Raw genomic sequence first — 16673 nt, 5'->3', positions numbered from 1 at the left:
GTCGACCTTAGTCGGTCAGCACCGCAACCGCAGGTAAGTTCTGGTGCATTTGTGAACCCGACCGAGGGGATAGCCAATCTACCGAAATCGGTAGGCCAGATTGGCGAAAATTGCGGCGCTTGGGCAGGTTGGATCGTTCAGAACCTGATCAACTCGAGGAAGCTTGCCCGGGCAACAGCCTGATAGCTGGTCACAGCGCCTAGTTTCAGCCTCGCGGAGCGAAGGTACAATTTGACGGAATTCTCAGAGATTCCGAGATCCGCAGCTATCTGTTTGGAGATCCGACCCATCGCGAGCAGCCGCAGACACTGGCTCTCGCGCCCGGATAGTTTTCGAATGCGGTCGAACTTGCGATAGCCGACAACCTCAAACACCGTCTCATGGAGATAGTGAGATAGAATTTGCAGTTCGTGGATGCTTGAATCGCGTAGTCGCGACCATTCTCGCCTAGGGAGCCTGGAAGTCACTGAGAAGAGACTACGTTCGCCATTCGAGCCTCGAACTGGAACCGTCAACCCTTGTGAGCCGATCCCATAGCACCGCGCCTCCTGAAACAATCGGCGGGCCCGACCTGAACGCCGGTCAAGGGACGACCAATCTACCGGAAGAAGCCCCCACCGCATGACGTCGATCACCGGGTCTATGTCGAGATAGCCGTTATCAATATATCTCGCCGCCCACGTATCTGGATAGGTCGTGGCGTAATAGGGGTAGGCACTCGAGCCGCCTGCGGCACGGACCACCAGAAACGTCATGTGCGCCACATTGTATTGCACGCAAAGTTCGCGAAGTGCGGGGTGGAGGTCCTCACGGTGGTTCACTGTCCGCAGCGTTCTCAAGCAAGAAGACAATCTGCGGTGGTCGAATAGGGGAGAAAGACTTCGTCTGCCGGTCATTTCATGCTGCGCTTCAGATCGGAAATCTGGATCATAGCGGTCGTATTTCGACCGCGAAATTGCAGGATTCACCAATGGACCAAACGACGCCAGGAAGCAGCGCGCGTTCCTGATTTCGGCCCGCGTGGCTTAATCAGTGTTCGATGGTCATTGTCGGCTCCCGGCGTTGAAAGAGAGGCCCCGCCTGGCGGCGGGGCCTGCTGCTTGTTAGTCCCGGATAGAGCGCGACCAGATCAGCTGGTAGCCATCTTCACCTTCGACCCCCGCAAGTGTCGCGTAGATCGGAGCAGGAAAGCTGGGATCATCGAGCTTGACCGAGAGGTAGTCTTTACCGGTCTGCTCGGAGCTCTTCTGCCAGGCCGCCCCGAACTCGACGTTGCCGGCATAGATGCGGAAGTGGGGGCCCTTGTCGGAGGGAGATTCGATCCGGGCGATGCGAGCCTTGACGTTGAGGGCCAGGGTGCGGATCGAGCCGTTGAAGCCATTTTCAGTGGAGGTGAAAGTGCCGATGGTTGCCATGTCGAAGTTCCTTTCTGTGGTTTCGGGCCGCGCCCTTCGCGGCCTCGATGGCTGTCGAAAGGACCGGGGACGATCGGACCGCACCCATTGGGCCGCAATGAAATGGAGGACGGCAAGGGACACTTTTGTTGGTTGGCGGGGAATGGCGGCCTGAGCCGCCAGGGGCAAGAAAAGTGGGCCTGCCGTTGCGGGCGGACGATCGAGGCATCAGCCGTTTTCCGGTCAGACACGCCCCATCGAGCCCGCGCAGGGAGCGGCCCGAGGCACGGAAGAAACATCTCCATCGCAACGAAGCAGGCCAGCACCGATCAAAACGTTCGGCGGTCGTCCACAACCTGCGAATGGCGCCGGAACCGACTTTGGCCGTTGCTGTCTCCATCCTCGATCAAGGCACAGCTGCCAATCCCGTCGCGCGAATTCGTTTGATCGCGACCCGACCAGTGGAGGAGACTTGCGCCAGCAGCCAAGACCGTTCATCGTTGAAATCAAGCCGTCCAGAAAGCCGCAGAACAAGGCGCAAAAGGCGTCGATCTGGGGAAAAATGGACCTGCGCGTGATCGACGAACCCATTGCAGCCAATTCGGCAGAACAGGGCCCGTCCGCGGCGACCGATGTCGTCGCTCAACGTCAGAGCGAGCGTCCTTCAGTTGCCTGATGGATGCCCATGGGCGCTTGTCCCAATCCAGCGCTGCTGCACATCCAGTGCCAGACCGACCAGGCAAACTGTCCAGGTCGACGCGAGCGTCCTTCGCGCTGGCGTCTTCCGGGTGGGCAGGGGAGTTTGAGGGGCGGGGCTTTGGGGCGCCCCTCAAGGCACGCGATCGCCTCGCGTCCAGATGCATACCGGACGCGAGGAAATCGATCGGCCGAGAAGGTCAGCGGCGGAGCAATGCGGCCATTCTCTCACCAATGAGCCAAAGAGCCTTGTTGAGCTTGATGTCCTGATCGATGCCGTTAATCGGTCGAGACGTCGATCGGCGCGCTCTGCCGAATTCATCACGCCTTACGCCACGCAATCCACCTTTAACGCTGTTCTCCTGAACGACATTCCACACGGTCCAAAGGTCTTCTGCCCTGTCCTCGATGCGGCGTGGCACCAGCAATTGCTCCGGTTTGATCGGGTTCGTTACCGACCCTTCCGCGTCGCCAAAACGAACGAGGTGTGCAGCCTCGGCCAGGACTTCCCTTGCCTCACGCCCCACTCTTAAGCCTGACCAGTCCTGCGGCGCCGCCAGAGTGCGCTCCGCCTCCCCAAGGACGCGATAGGTGCCCTCGATCACCTTGCCTTGAACATCACCGGAGTGTCGGACTTTGATCGCGTCGATCGTTCCCGTTTGCGCAACGAGCGAGTTGAGGCAGCACACGCGGAAAAGCCCTGCGAGCAATTCGTATGCACTCATTCCGTCATTTGCATTTTTGAGCAGGATTTCGCAGACGGTATCACCGACGTGGTAGATATTGCCATCATCGAGGCGGCGAAGCCGGATGAGGTGCTTTGTAAAATTCGCCTTTCCTTCGGTGCGGCTAATCGACTGGCGGGCTCCGACCGGCATGAACCCTTCTTTTGCGAGACCGCGCAAAATCTCGATTGTCGGGATTGGCTTGAAGCGCTCGGAGCGGCTCTCGTGCGCTGAGGTGGCAAAAATCGAAGGTGCAAAGCCACGCATCTCGTCCTCGGTGAGAGCTCGACCGGTGTCAAATCGGGCAGTTTTGGCGTAAATGCTCATTGTCATTTCTCCTTTTCCCTTGGACCGCGAAGCAGGGCCGCGTGCTGCTTCCCGGGGCCGCGCGAGCGGTGGGGACGGAGGGGAAAACAGTCTTTGCGGGGAACCGCCTGCACGAAAGCGCAAGCGAAGGAAGGTGGGCGAAAGACTGTTTAGGGGAGAGAAGGGGCAAAGACCCTCGGCCCACTCGACCGATCGGGGTCGATCGGTCAACCAACAATGAAGCGTATCGGAGCTTTCAGCATAGCGCCGCTTCAGCGGGAAAGCGGGAATTCGCGTCACGCGAAGGGCGGGAAAAGGGCCGCCGCAGGAGCTTCAACATAGTGGCCCGAAGGGGAAGCGGGACCGACTGCCCCCGACCGTAGCGTTCCACCTATCAGGCACGTGAAGCCCTCGCGTTGGCAGCGCACTCTCGAGCATTCACGCGTGCGGGCAAAATGCTTCCTTTGACGCGCGTTGCTGAAACTCGGGGACAATAGCTGCGTCCGACCAAGCACCGACGAACGCCGGAGAAGGCTAAGACTGGAAACGGTTCGAGGGTGAAAACGCTCCCGAGATTTCGTTGCATTTAGTCCAGGGGGTGAGGTTTGGCGGGGAAGATCGTCTCTCCCGATCGGGCAATCACATGCACATGCACAGACACAGACACAGGCACAGGCTGTAGGCAGCTTGCGTTGATAATTCCTGTCGCATTGCCGACACTGATTCGGGTGACAGGGGGACAACGCAACGGTGATTGCCCTGCAACTGACGGCGTCGAGCTTAACAAATGTGTGCGCAATTTCAGCCGCCGGGAGCGTTGCGTTTGGGAAAAACACACGCGATTCCAACGAGTAGCGCCGGTTTGATCACCGAGTCGTCACAATCGACGTTAAAGCTTTGTTAACCCTATAATTCTGGACGGTTCAGGAGAATCGTGTTCTATCTCTTGGCGGATAATGGCCGTCAAACCGGTCTTTGACCGCCAAGAGGGAAAAATGGCGATAGCTCAACGCGCAGAAAATGACGTTCAACTCAAGGAAGACGCAGCCGCGAAGATCTTGCGGCACGCCGGTCTTTTGTCGAACCAGCTGCAGCAACTGCGGACACGGATGTACCCGCCGAGGTCAGAAAAGGCCTTGAGGTCGTTTCTGACGAACGAAGTCTCGAAGCTGACGTCCATACCGGATTCGACCCTGAAGCTGATGTCATCGGAAGGGCGCGGGCCGACGCCGGGCCGCCTTGAGAACAACCATCGCGTCTACACGCTCGCACAGATCAACGAACTGCGAGAGCTGTTTGCCAAGCAGAAGCCTGCGGAAGCACTCCGCTTCCTGCCTCGCCGCCGACCGGGTGAGCACCTCCAGGTGCTGGCGATCGCGAACTTCAAGGGCGGCAGTGCCAAGACCACCACGTGTGTTCATCTGGCGCATTACCTTGCCCTCCATGGTTATCGCGTCCTCACACTCGATCTTGACCCCCAGGCATCGCTGTCTGCAATGTTCGGTGCGCAGCCGGAAATCGATGTCGGTGCGAACGAAACGATCTACGCAGCGCTTCGCTACGATGACGCCGAGCGGCGACCGATCAAGGACATCATTCGCAAAACCTATTTCGATGGCGTCGATCTCGTTCCGGGCAACCTTGAAGTCATGGAATACGAGCACGAAACGCCTCGTGTTCTGGCAAACAAGTCGAGCTCTGGCGCGATCTTTTTCGAGCGCCTGAAGCTTGCCTTGGCAGACGTCGAAGACGACTACGACGTCGTCATCCTGGACACCCCGCCCTCCCTTGGCTTCCTGACCTTAAGCGCGATCTATGCGGCAACCAGTATGGTCATCACGGTCCATCCTGCGATGCTGGACGTGGCGTCCATGAGCCAGTTCTTGCTGATGATGGGCGATCTGATCAGCGTCTTGAATGAAAGCGGCGCCCAGCTCGACCAGGATTTCATCCGATATCTCGTGACACGGCATGACCCGAATGATGCACCGCAATCGCAGGTCGTTGCGATGTTGCGACATATGTTCGGGACAGACGTCCTCTTGCCGACCGCCATCGAAAGCACGGCCGTCGAAGCCGCGGGCCTCGCCAAGCGCTCGATTTACGAGCTCGAAATGGGCCAGATTGGTCGTGACACGCATAAGCGCGCCCGTGAAGCCGTCGACTCGGTCAATGAGGCGATTATCCGCCTTATCAACGATAGCTGGGGGCGGACATGAGCAAGTCATCTCGCAAGTCAATTGTCGCGAGCTTCGGTCTGCTGTCGCAAGAACTGGAGAACAAGCTCGCGGACGATCCGCAACCTGCGCCACCAGCCCCGTCGCCGCGCGTCGGGGCTGGCGTTGTCGGCGCAGCGCATCGCGCGATCGATGACATCAGGGCAGAGCGGGACCGTTTAAAGGCCATCGTCGAAGCCGGCGGCGGAACAGTCCTTGAGCTCGATCCTGCGCTGATCGATCCTTCCCCCTACCCGGACCGATTGTCGGATGATGACGGCAGCGATTTCGAGACGTTCAAACGCTCGATCGAGGCCGAGGGCCAAAAGGTTCCCATCCAGGTTCGGCAGCATCCCTCGTCTGCAGGGCGCTACCAGATTGTCTACGGTCACCGGCGTTGGCGTGCTGCCAAGGAACTTGGGCGAGGCGTTCGCGCGCTTGAGGTCGACATCTCCGATCTCGATCTCGTCGTCGCACAAGGCATCGAGAACGCGAGCCGGCAAGATCTGACCTGGATTGAGCGCACATTGTTTGCATCGCGGATGGATGACGCCGGCATCAAGGCCCGCAACATCTATGCGGCACTGTCGATTGCGGACGCAGAACTTGCTCGAATGCGCGGCGTTTATCGAACGATCCCGGCAGACGTGATCGAAGCGATTGGACGTGCCCCCAAAGTGGGTCGGCCGCGCTGGATAGAGTTTGCAAGAACGATAGCGAGCGATCCTGGATCGCTTGGGGTGGTGCGGCAGGTGCTCTCGCATGCACGTGAAGCCGGCTCCCTATCGGATCAACGCTTCCAGCGTGCTTTCGAGGCAATAAAGCCCTCGAGCCCGCCGCGGGAGGACAGTCGTGAACTTCTGGACCATGCAGGATCGAAGCTCGGCTCTTGGAAAATTTCGACCAAGGAGCTTCGGATTTCTGCGGATGGCCCGCTCGGTCAGGACTTCGTGAAGTTCGTCGGCGACGAATTGCCGGCTCTCATCGAACGCTTCTCGCGTGAGCGTCAAAGCTAGACGTTATAGACAAGCTGTCAGCTGGTCTATTCGACAAGGAAAATACGGAAAGGAATACCGCAAAAGAAAAAGGCCCCCTTAACGTTGCCGTCGTGGAAGCCTCTCTCATATCTGGACAATCTGAGAATCGCATTTCCACGAATCCCAGTCAAGAGTTTTTGGCACCGAATTGGGTGAGCGGACATCTTTTGCCTTCTGAAGGGTGAAGGAAGATGCAAAGTGGAAGTGTGACGACGCCTTTTGGGCGGCGGCCGATGACGCTTGCGCTGTTAAAGCGACAAAAAGCGTCGATCGAGATCCGGCCGAACAAATCGGCCGACAAATGGAAAGTGTTCCGGGATGCCTGTGAAGCCAGGGCGCATCTTGGGCTACAGGATCGTTCTCTTGCCGTCCTTGACGCGCTTTTGAGCTTCTATCCCGAGACTTATCTCCGGCAGGGAGATTCTCTCATCGTTTTTCCGTCGAATGCCCAACTGTCGGTGCGTGCGCACGGTATTGCCGGCGCGACGCTGCGACGGCACCTGGCAGCGCTTGTTGATGCCGGATTGATCAATCGCAAAGACAGTGCAAACGGGAAGCGCTACGCCCGCAAGGACAGGGCTGGCGACGTTCAGGATGCTTTTGGTTTCGATCTTTCCCCACTTCTCGCCCGATCGGAGGAACTTGCGCAGCTGGCGCAGCAGGTGGCTGCCGAGCACGCCTTGCTTCGGAAAACCAAAGAAGCGCTCACGATCCGTAGACGCGACGCCCGCAAGCTCATCTCTGCAGCAATTGAAGAAGGTGCGAGCGGCGATTGGAGAAAGATCGAAGATATATATCAGGCTCTCGTTGCCCGGATACCGCGATCCCCAACCATCCATGACCTGACACCGATCCTCGACGAGATGGAACTGCTTTGCTCGGAGATCGTCAATCAGTTGGATATTTTGGATAATTCGGAAAGTTTGAGCAGCAATGATGCTCAAAATGAGCGCCACATACAGAATTCACATACCGAATCCTTATATGAACTTGAACCTGGCTCTGGACAGCAGCTGGAGGCAGAATCCGAACCAACAAAGCGGTTGGTGAACGAGCCGATCAAGGCTTTTCCGCTCAGCATGGTGATGCGAGCCTGCCCGGAGATCGCACTGTACGCCCAGGAAGGAGCCGTATCGAGCTGGCGTGACCTGATGTCCGCGGCGGTCGTGGTCCGTTCGATGTTGGGGGTAAACCCGAACGCCTATCAGGATGCTTGCGATGTGATGGGGCCTGAAAATGCTGCCGTTGCGGTCGCTTGTATCCTTGAGCGGGCAGGACACATCAATTCGGCCGGAGGTTACCTGCGCGATCTGACGACAAAGGCACGGCGCGGCGAATTCTCCCTCGGGCCGATGCTGATGGCTTTGTTGAGGGCAAATGGAGGCTCGGATCGGCGCGTTGGATGAACTTACAGCCGACTACCATCTCTCTCGCTGTAGATCGAAACCGGTCCGCGAAACGAGGCTGATCTCTCCCGAAATGGAAGCGGGCTGCTGACGAGAAATGGATTCTCCCTCGGAATGGTGGGGTTCGATCTCAGAAGGGCGGCAATTCCAGCCTCGTGAGATCAGGTCTGTCACTTAATTGGCTCGTTCGACCCTGGAAATTGCGGAGTTCCCGCTCCATGTCGGCTGATCGTGCCTAAGGTGAAAAGCGTGGCATCATTGGTCATTCGCCCAGCCTTCCCTTTCACTGAGCTGGCTATCGATCTCATGCGTCCAGATGTCGAAACACAGATCGCAAGCATCCGCTGAACAGAAGCCCGGTCCCGCTCGGTCCATTGGCGGGTTTCGTCTGGGCAGCGAGCGGGACGATGAAGTATCGTTACGGTTCACGGCAGGGCGGAAGCGAGAGCTGAGCTTAGGGTTGCCGGCAAACCCGACCGGCGTTAATGGGCCTGTTCACTTGAAGATTGTTTCTTTGCACGACGTGAAGCATTCCATTGCGGTGCCGTCGATTGATTGACGTCGTGGATGAAGCGGGCTGCGGTTGAATGGGTTGATCAGACTGCCGGACGAGAAACCCTGACAGCTGTCAGGGTTTTTGAATAGCGAGCCTTCCAACCATGACGAAGAAGCCGTACGCATTGTGCTTCAGACAGCAAGCGCGGGGCGATCGACTTAATGCGCTCCCCTACACGGTCTGCCGGGTGATTTCCATCAAACCCTGACAGCTGTCAGGGTTTTGGATTTTATGGTTCCATGGTTTGAGCTGGTCACTGGGAGCCTAGTTGTAAGGCCGTCTCTGGCGAAACACTCGGCGCGTTGTGCAGTCTCCTGCCGCAGAACATTGCGTGTCGGCGCAAATGGGAACGGTAGTCCACCTTTAAGCCGAACAGCAGCCCGCCGCTGAGATCGGGACCGCTTTTTGGATTTCTTTCAGCATGAGCGACCGGGGAACAACTGCGCGCGCGGGTGCAAAGGCATTGGGAAGCGCAGGTGATGAGGGCTTATATCAAGGCGCCGCGGCTTCTGGAAAGGCTACCTGAAACTATCGCCGGCTAGCCCCGTGGCGATGACACCGGCGGTCAGGGAAAAAGAGGTCGGCTCGGGGATTAATGCGATCGCGCACCCGATCGACGATCATGGAATGCACCTCACGCTTCGAGTTCAATGAGAGTTTGGCTGCTGGTCCCATTCGCTAAGAAGATTGGCATCGACCTCGCATACGACGCCCTTTGGGTCATAGGTAATTTTGACCGTGCCATTGAGTTCGGCGGCCAAAAGGTTCTCAATGAGCCGGGATCCAAAACCTCTGTGGGTCGGTGGGGTCACAGGCGGCCCTCCGGTTTCCTCCCATCGCAGGACCAGTCTGGCGGGAGAGCCGGTTCCGGTTTGTACTGTCCAAGCGATCGAGACGCGGCCCTGGTCGACCGCAAGTGCGCCGTATTTGGCTGCATTCGTGGCGAGCTCATGAAGCGCCAGGCAGATCGACACGACCGCCCTTTGAGGGACCTGGATTGAAGGGCCGGTGACCGCAAATCGATCCGGAGAATAGGGTGAAATGGACTGTTCGACGATCGCCCGTAGCTCGGCCTGCTCCCATGTCCCGTGGGTCAAAAGATCATGAGCGCGTGCCATGGAAGATAGCCGCGCCTCGAATGAGCGCACGTCCGCGGCATCTATTTGGCCGTGGCCAAGCGTCTGGCGCGAGATCGCAAGGACAGTCGCAAAAAGGTTCTTCACCCGATGGTTCAGTTCACCGACGAGGACGCTCTGTAGGCGTTCTGCGTCTTTTCGGGCCGAGATGTCATGCGCGATTTTCGATGCGCCGACGATCACGCCATAGGCGTCATAGATCGGTGAAACGCTGAGGAGGACAGGGACGCTTCGACCGTCCTTGTGAAGCCTTGCCGTTTCGTAGGGCTCGACCTTCAGGCCGGCGCTGACCTGACGCAAGATTGCAGGCTCCTCACCCTGGCGGTCCTCAGGAACCAAGACCAGGACGGATCGGCCAATGACCTCGTCAGCGGTATATCCATAGAGCCGTTCGGCGCCAGTGTTCCAACTCGTGATTTTCATGCCAAGGTCTATGCCAAGGATGGCATCGTTGGACGAAGCGATGATCGCGGCCAGGCGACGCTCGACGTCCTGAGCGCGCTTGCGTTCGGTAATGTCGACGATGATGGCGGTCGCTTGCTGGAAACCGCCATCTTTGTCGCGAAGCGCCGCAACCGAGCTCGCCACCCAGACCAAATTGCCATCTTTTCGCCGAAGACGGTTCTCCATCTCGAAACTCTGGCCGCGTTCAGCCACCGTTTGAAAGAGCCGGTCTGCCTCGTCGATATCACCGGCAATACAGATATCCCGCATTCGCATCGATAAGAGCTCGCTTTCGCTATAGCCGAGGATCTCGCAGAAGCGGTTGTTGACCAGGAGAAAGCGGCCCGTGAGGTCTGTCTGAACGATCCCTGCTGCGGACTGCGAAAAAATCGCCCTTAGTCGCTCTTCGCTCGCCTGCAATGCACTCTCGAATTTTACCCGGTCCGTTGTTTCGTTGACGATGCAAAGAACCCCACGAACACGGCGTTCCTCGTCGCGGACGGGAGAATAGGAGATGTCGAAGTGGACTGTTTCCGGGTAGCCGTGGCGTTCGATGTAGAAGGGACGGTCCTTCGCAAAGACGGTCTGCCCGCCGTCGAGGACACGTCGAAGCAGGGGCTCGAGATCACTCCAGAGTTCACCCCAGTTTTCTCGGGCAGGACGTCCAAATGCGCGAGGGTGCTTGTCACCGATGGTGGGCGCATAAGCTTCGTTGTAAAGGGCGACGAATTCTTCGCCCCAAAACAGCACGATCTGGGCCCGCGCCGGCAGCAGAATATCCATTGAGGCGCTGAGACAGTTTGGCCAACGCACCCTGGGGCCGAGAGGGCTGGCCTCCCAGTTGTAGGTTTCGATCAGGCGCTCAATGGCCCCAGCTGCTGTAAAATCGTTGCTGCTCTTCAGGGCCAAACTCCTCACCGATATGGGCGTGCACTACAACCTTTTGAGACGGTTGGGTCAACAAGCAAAGCGAGGGAACCTGCTGGTCACTTTGATTACGTTTCGGATCAGATCCGCGCCTGGAACGGCATGGACCGTACCCCGCGCTTTCGTGCTGGAACGGAGATGGGCGCTGTTCGTGAACCGATGATCATTCATCAGACTGCGGGTGTGCCCGGATAACGAATGATCCCTGCGCTGCCGTGGCTGTCGGCGCTCTCAGACATTGTCCTGGCGGCGACTTGCTTGGCGACGGCGCCGCCCTGGGTAGGCCAGACGTTGTCCTTGTATGGCCGGGGCGTATCAGGAGGGATGGGAGGCAAGGGAATTGCCCCCAGCAAGGGGGCTCGCGCTAGTCTGTAAGTTCGGCATCGCGCAGACCGTCCACTCGATCAATGGCGGTTAAGGAAGCAAAGCGGGCTCGGTAGTGAGTGTGTCACGCCAGCCAAGGGCTCGCCGTCGCAGGATTAAGCAGAATGTCGGCAATCGCGCGCCTGATAGAATGTGCCTCAGCGGCGGATGAGGCCGAACCGGTGGGCCTCATCCAGCAAATCGCGGACGGAGGAGGGGATCCATTTTCTGCCGCCGCCCTTCGGCCGCTCTCCCAGTTTGTCCAGCTCGGCGGCAATCTCGCGAAGCGACAGATCGGGATCGGCGATCGCGATCGCCGCCACCAGTTGCATTAAATGGTCTTCGGGCGCGCGACGCGGGGACCGGGCGAGGAGATCATTTTCCGCGAGCTTTGCGCGGACCATGCGATGCACGGCGCGACGAAGGCGTTCGACGGTCCAGTCCTGGCCACGCCGGTTGAGAACGCGAACGACATTATCCCAGCTGTGCTGAGGCCGGAGTTGCTGCACCATTGGAAGCCATGCCTGTGCGGACGCGATCAGTTCATCGAGATAGAGCTTCTCGCGCGCCTTTGAAACCGCGACAATCGCCTCCGGCCGCCGTTCTCGAAGACCCGGGTTTCCAGGCAGCCTGCCGCGAGCCTTCGCGGCCTTGATGCCCGCTTTGGTTCGCTCGGCGTTCAGCGAACGCTCAAGCTTTTCGACGGAATCGAGGACAGCAAGGGAAAACATGCCTTGCGGAGTTGAGGTATCGATCGGATCGTGGATTGACCGAAAGTGCACCCCGCGATGTTCAAGATCCCGGATGACTTGCAGCAAATGGCTCACGGAGCGGGCTAGCCGATCGAGACGGACGACGACGAGTACGTCTCCCGCGGTGAGCTCGCCCAGCAATTTGGTCAAGACGGGCCGAGCGCGCGAAACCCCGGTGCCATGCTCCTGATAGATCCGATCGCAGCCGGCGCCCCGCAGCTCGTCCAGCTGAGTATCGCTGGCCTGGTCATCCGTCGACATGCGGGCGTACCCGATTAGCCGCTGCAGGGGTTGGACATCAGCTGTTTGTTGCTTCGCCATCGCGCCTTCGAACCGTCACTTCAGTGAGGATGTTAAAGTGTGTGAGAAACAGGTAAGTTGCAAGCGTGTTTTATGGTGGAAATTGGAGGCCATCAGAGGCAGAATGGAAGGGAACATGGTGAGCTGATCATAAACGATAGCGAAAGCGCTCCAGCGGGCTTCTGCGGGCGAAATCATGACAATTGGCAGCTCCAGACGATGTCGCAAGCCGTCGTAACTCATTAGAAGGAGAATCTGGAGATAATGCGAGGCGGATAGTGCTCACACTGGACCCGCCCCTTCGGTCAGTCCATTCTATCTCGCAGGTGATTCTCCCCGTGCTGATCCGGGGACCGAGGCTTTGCGTTTTCGGGGCCATCACTATCCATACCTGAAACCTATCGATAGTGACCGTGCGAGAAAGGAGCCGTCGGCATGACGGAAATATAAGCCAAGTTCACTTCGGTATATGAAATTTAACACGTTAATTCATATGGTTAATTATTGCCTAATCGGACCCGCGGCCTCGGTTTCGAGGACCCGACCGCCGTTTGTTTGACGGTCCGTCTCCAATTGATCCGCGTCTGATTCGTCGGTTCGTAGAATTCAACCGTCAATCTTCGATCGATGAAAGCCTTTAGCCTCGAACTTCATCCGCCGCAGCATTTCGAGCGGCCGCTGTGCTGAACGGCAGTCCGAGCCCGTTTTCGCTGACTTTGGGACAGGGCAAATTGTGGTATATGCGGGCGTGCTCTTCTGGATCTCTGGCGCTGAAAAGGTGATCAAGGAGAGTCCGCATGAATGACCAATCTTAAACAACACGCTGTGGGTCGCTTATGGTTGAGGTTAAGAAATCAGAAGATATCGGCATGAAGCGTGGCCGACTGTTGGGACAGTTGTCGCCAGCTCGCCAGCTCGACGTCATAGCTGAGGGTTTGCCCGTCCTTCTGAAGAGCGCCGATGACCTGCTGAAGGCGGCAGACGAACTTGACGCCCACCCCCGCGCGTCGGCGATCCTTGTCGGCCACGCGACCGAGGAATTGGCCAAGCTTCTGGTTCTGATCGACATAGTCCGTTGTCCTCCAAACATTCGCGGCGGCTTAGTCGGTACGATGTTCAAATGGTTCTATGAGCACCTGCCCCGCCTCATCTATGCGGAAGCTCAGGATTGGCGCCCGACAACCATAGATCAGTTGCAGGAGTATGTAGACAATAGCCGAAAGACACATGGGCTCGAAGGTTTGGTCGGCGAACATATTCTTCCCAACTGGACGCTCTTTTCCAGAGAAAGCCGACTGTACGCCGATATAGTCACTTATGAAGACGGCGAGCCCACCTGGAATGAGCCTTCCGAAGCAGCAACGGCGCTCTGGGACCAGCGCCCTTCCATATGGCACGTTGCGAAAGCGCTGAATGACGTGGGCGCGATCACGCGTCCCGGGCTTGATATCCTTTCAGAGGTTTGGGGGCGGGTTGAATTTTCAGGATCGATCGATTGTTATTCGACTGGACGCGGTCTGTCGCAAACGATGCTTGAGCGCCTACACTCTGCCAATCTAATCTCGGAGCATGCGCAGAAGGAGCAGCTCCGATGGCTATACAACAGTTGGCAGGTACCGATGTATCGGATCGATTTCAAACCTATCCAGGTCTCACTAGAGGAACTTAAGGCTGCACGGGAGGCTGCACTATGGGCCGACGTCGGTTACGGCTATGGCGGATATTAGAAGTGCCGCGGTCAATCCTAGACCTTGGCCCCGCAGTCAAAAGACGCTTAGTTGGAGCTCTTGAAACCCCGGCCAATCCAAAGAAGTATCCAACCAAAGAGAAACAGGGCGAGAGGCGGAAGAATGCCCCATAGAGCCGCTTGCATTATAGCGCCTTTCCGCTTCATGCCTGTCACCAGCTTCTTGACCCCGATGCCCACCCGGTACGCTTCGGCAGCTTGGCGTTTCAACTCCTCTGCGGAGGCATCCTTCGCAGCGAACAGGGTTACCTCCGGCAAGCCGATGATTTCAACCTGCTGGGTGTGGCCGTTTCTTTCGCCTTCCTCAAGCTGGCGGTATTTTTCAGTGTAGAGCTCGACCGTAACAGGTTTTAGTTCGTAGATTGACGTCCCAAGCCCAACCGTAAGGCGGTCATACGCGTCCTTCGAGCTTACGCCTTGCATCGTGTAGACGAATCCCTCCGGCGTTCTTATCTCATAGTTGGACCACGAGGATGACGAAACAGATCGGCGTTTATCAAGTTCTGCCTTTGCCGCGGCCGGAGTGACATTCTTGAGGAAATAAAAGGCGCGCGGACTGAAATACGGGCTTACGACGCTGTCGTAGCTGAATGCGCCGACCAGCAAAGCCCAGAGACCGGAGAGGACCACCCACATCCGGAACAAGCCGCGCTTAAAGTTCATGCGATTCCCCCGTACATCAGGTCATTATGCATGGAGCATATTAATCGTCGAGATTGATGAATGAAGGGATTGCATCTCAGGGTCGGGCCGGACCATTTCCAGCTGCTGGAGGATGCGTCACAGAGTTGCTGGAACGCCGGGAAAACTGACGCATAAGCCCAGCGGATCATCGGCCTGAGGCTTAAAAGCTGAAAATGCGGTGGAGAAAGGGGCCGACCGGTTGACGGTCTGCATCGGCGAAGGCGGGCGAATGGTATAATTGAACCAGTAGAAGGGTGAATACTGAGAGCCGCCGTGAAGAAAAAGGAAAAGCGGAAGCTGAAAAAGCTCCTAAATCAGGAGAAGCATCACTACATCCCGCAATTCTACCTGCGCCCCTGGCTCAAATATCGATGACAAGTTGGAGGAATACGGGCGGGTGCCGCCGAGCAACCAAATACGCTCGCGGCGGCGCGGAACCGAACCCACGGGCTTCGTCTACAACCTCTATACGTTGCCTGGTACCACCGAAGAAACGAAGCAGAATGTCGAGAGGGTGTTCTTTGGTAAGGTTGATGCCGACGGGGCCAAAGTGCGCGACAAGATGTTGGCGGGCGCACCCCTGAGCCTGCCCGAGCGTTATGATTGGGCGCGCTTTGTGCTGTCTCTGATCCTTCGGAACCCGGAGGAGGTTCAGAAGATGAAGGAGAGCGTCAATTCCATCTTCGACCAGCCGGATGCCGAGCTTCAGGCGAAATACCTGAAAATTCGTGAGCCGCATGAGCCGGCCACTGCGGAAGAAGCAATTCGGCTGCATTTCCCCGACTCCCCAAACCGTTCTGCCCTGCTGATCGGGACACAGCTAATTCAGAACCAAAACGCGATGAGAACCATCGCCGGAATGTCATGGTCAGTCATCAGGACCGACAAGGCATCGCGGAGGCTTGTTACGTCTGACAGACCGGTTGTGATGACGGGCGGCCTTCTCCGTGTCGATGGCCATATTTGCCTTCCGATCACCCCGAGGCATCTGTTTGTTGCCTGTACCCTGAAGCCGACGATGGACGCGTTCCTGAAGGAGCCGGCGAGCAAGCTTGCGCGTGAGAGCAATGCACAGCAAATTGGCCAAGCGAGACTTCACGTGTACGGATGGGACAATTCCGACCTGGCTGAAGTCCGCCGTGGTATGTCGAAGCGGCCATACATGTCGCTTATCAGAACGCCAGAAAGGCGTGGCGAGCTCGGTATGGCTGCAACAATTGCGGGTTAGGTTCCCTTTGGCCGGCTGAAACCTGAAAGCGCCCAAAACAAAGCGCTTCCGATGGCGAGCAAAAGGATTGGAGGGATGAAGGCGAAGAACATTGCTCTCTTCGTTCTCTCGAAGCGGTCTTCTTCAATCTGCGGCGTCCAGCCTAACGACTGATAGAGCTTGTTGGATAGAGACGCATGGTCGAGGTCTGCGTATTCCGGCCAAAGGGCTCTGAATCTCTTCTCGCTGTACCAGCAGGCCTGCGACGGTGCCCTGTGTTGGTTCCATGGCTCAGCGGCGACCCCGATACGATAATCCGCGTTGATGGCGCCGCGCGCGTACTCGCAGCGCACGGGTAGGTTAGCCAGGGCATCGGCCTCCCACCACCGGTCGCCAATAGTCCAGGTGTCACGCTGGATATCGGGCCACCATATCACGGTCATGCTCGCGATCCATAGAACGCTGAAAACAAGCCAAAGGCGAAACATGCCGCGCTTGATGTTCATTAGATCCCCCGAAGCATAGGCCGAGATAAACACAAGTCGTAGCTGTGCGAAACATCTTGATAGGTGATTTAGGGCCGCCTATTACGGGGGTAAGTCTTCCCGCGTCCACGCGGCCGAGCTGGCTTGCCTGGCTGCCGATTACTGCGCGCGCGGCGGTAGGTTCACCTGCGACACTGCGGGTTTCACAAAGTACGGGACAAGGATTTCAGTAAGTCGCGGACACCGATTTCAGTAAGTACGGGACAGCGATTTCACTAAGTCGCGGACAGGC

At 57.7% G+C, this 16673-nt stretch carries 13 protein-coding genes; 6 read left to right on the top strand and 7 right to left on the bottom strand.

From position 1 onward, the window contains the following. Window positions 1-137: 137 nt before the first annotated feature. Entirely contained in the window at window positions 138-896 is a 759-nt protein-coding gene (locus ASD63_RS18710; RefSeq protein WP_051659359.1) for a LuxR family transcriptional regulator, read from the bottom strand. 207 nt (window positions 897-1103) lie between these two features. Then, the gene (locus tag ASD63_RS18705; protein WP_060529713.1) at window positions 1104-1415 is read right to left on the bottom strand and encodes a DUF736 domain-containing protein; all 312 of its coding nucleotides are present in this window, start codon (window positions 1413-1415) and stop codon (window positions 1104-1106) included. Window positions 1416-1866: 451 nt separating this feature from the next. Here ASD63_RS18705 and ASD63_RS18700 point away from each other — a divergent pair, with 451 nt between their 5' ends. Beyond that, the gene (locus ASD63_RS18700) at window positions 1867-2070 is read left to right on the top strand and encodes a hypothetical protein (protein WP_060529712.1); all 204 of its coding nucleotides are present in this window, start codon (window positions 1867-1869) and stop codon (window positions 2068-2070) included. A gap of 220 nt (window positions 2071-2290) precedes the next feature. Here ASD63_RS18700 and ASD63_RS18695 read toward each other — a convergent pair whose 3' ends face one another. Next, complete coding sequence (locus tag ASD63_RS18695; RefSeq protein ID WP_060529740.1) at window positions 2291-3142, bottom strand: DUF932 domain-containing protein; 852 nt, start codon at window positions 3140-3142, stop codon at window positions 2291-2293. A 935-nt stretch (window positions 3143-4077) separates the two neighbouring features. Here ASD63_RS18695 and repA point away from each other — a divergent pair. The 3 genes from repA to repC all read left to right on the top strand — a co-directional run bounded on the left by repA (window position 4078) and on the right by repC (window position 7780). Further along, window positions 4078-5340: a plasmid partitioning protein RepA gene (gene repA, locus ASD63_RS18690; protein ID WP_113080705.1), complete on the top strand. Its 1263-nt coding sequence runs from the start codon at window positions 4078-4080 to the stop codon at window positions 5338-5340. After that, window positions 5337-6353: a plasmid partitioning protein RepB gene (gene repB / locus ASD63_RS18685; protein WP_060529711.1), complete on the top strand. Its 1017-nt coding sequence runs from the start codon at window positions 5337-5339 to the stop codon at window positions 6351-6353. The genes repA and repB overlap by 4 nt, the downstream gene beginning before the upstream one ends. Window positions 6354-6565: 212 nt before the next feature. Next, window positions 6566-7780, top strand: coding sequence for a plasmid replication protein RepC (gene repC / locus ASD63_RS18680; RefSeq protein ID WP_060529710.1), 1215 nt, complete (start codon window positions 6566-6568; stop codon window positions 7778-7780). Window positions 7781-8983: 1203 nt separating this feature from the next. Here repC and ASD63_RS18675 read toward each other — a convergent pair. Then, window positions 8984-10819: a PAS domain S-box protein gene (locus ASD63_RS18675; protein ID WP_060529738.1), complete on the bottom strand. Its 1836-nt coding sequence runs from the start codon at window positions 10817-10819 to the stop codon at window positions 8984-8986. A 545-nt stretch (window positions 10820-11364) separates the two neighbouring features. Next, a complete protein-coding gene (locus ASD63_RS18670; protein WP_060529709.1) occupies window positions 11365-12279 on the bottom strand; it encodes a recombinase family protein in 915 nt (304 codons plus the stop codon). An 815-nt stretch (window positions 12280-13094) separates the two neighbouring features. Here ASD63_RS18670 and ASD63_RS18665 point away from each other — a divergent pair. Then, window positions 13095-13985: a hypothetical protein gene (locus ASD63_RS18665; RefSeq protein WP_060529708.1), complete on the top strand. Its 891-nt coding sequence runs from the start codon at window positions 13095-13097 to the stop codon at window positions 13983-13985. Between the two features lie 47 nt (window positions 13986-14032). Here ASD63_RS18665 and ASD63_RS18660 read toward each other — a convergent pair whose 3' ends face one another. Next, entirely contained in the window at window positions 14033-14668 is a 636-nt protein-coding gene (locus ASD63_RS18660; RefSeq protein ID WP_060529707.1) for a hypothetical protein, read from the bottom strand. Between the two features lie 400 nt (window positions 14669-15068). On the opposite strand from ASD63_RS18660, the gene ASD63_RS18655 reads away from it, so the two are divergent. Continuing rightward, entirely contained in the window at window positions 15069-15917 is an 849-nt protein-coding gene (locus ASD63_RS18655; RefSeq protein ID WP_162253355.1) for a DUF4238 domain-containing protein, read from the top strand. Here ASD63_RS18655 and ASD63_RS18650 read toward each other — a convergent pair. Further along, the gene (locus ASD63_RS18650) at window positions 15914-16402 is read right to left on the bottom strand and encodes a hypothetical protein (protein ID WP_156624159.1); all 489 of its coding nucleotides are present in this window, start codon (window positions 16400-16402) and stop codon (window positions 15914-15916) included. The genes ASD63_RS18655 and ASD63_RS18650 overlap by 4 nt on opposite strands. Window positions 16403-16673 lie beyond the last annotated feature (271 nt).

This window comes from Ensifer sp. Root558, from assembly GCF_001427045.1.
GTDB classification, from domain to species: domain Bacteria; phylum Pseudomonadota; class Alphaproteobacteria; order Rhizobiales; family Rhizobiaceae; genus Ensifer; species Ensifer adhaerens.
This window is presented reverse-complemented; position numbering and strand designations above follow the sequence as displayed.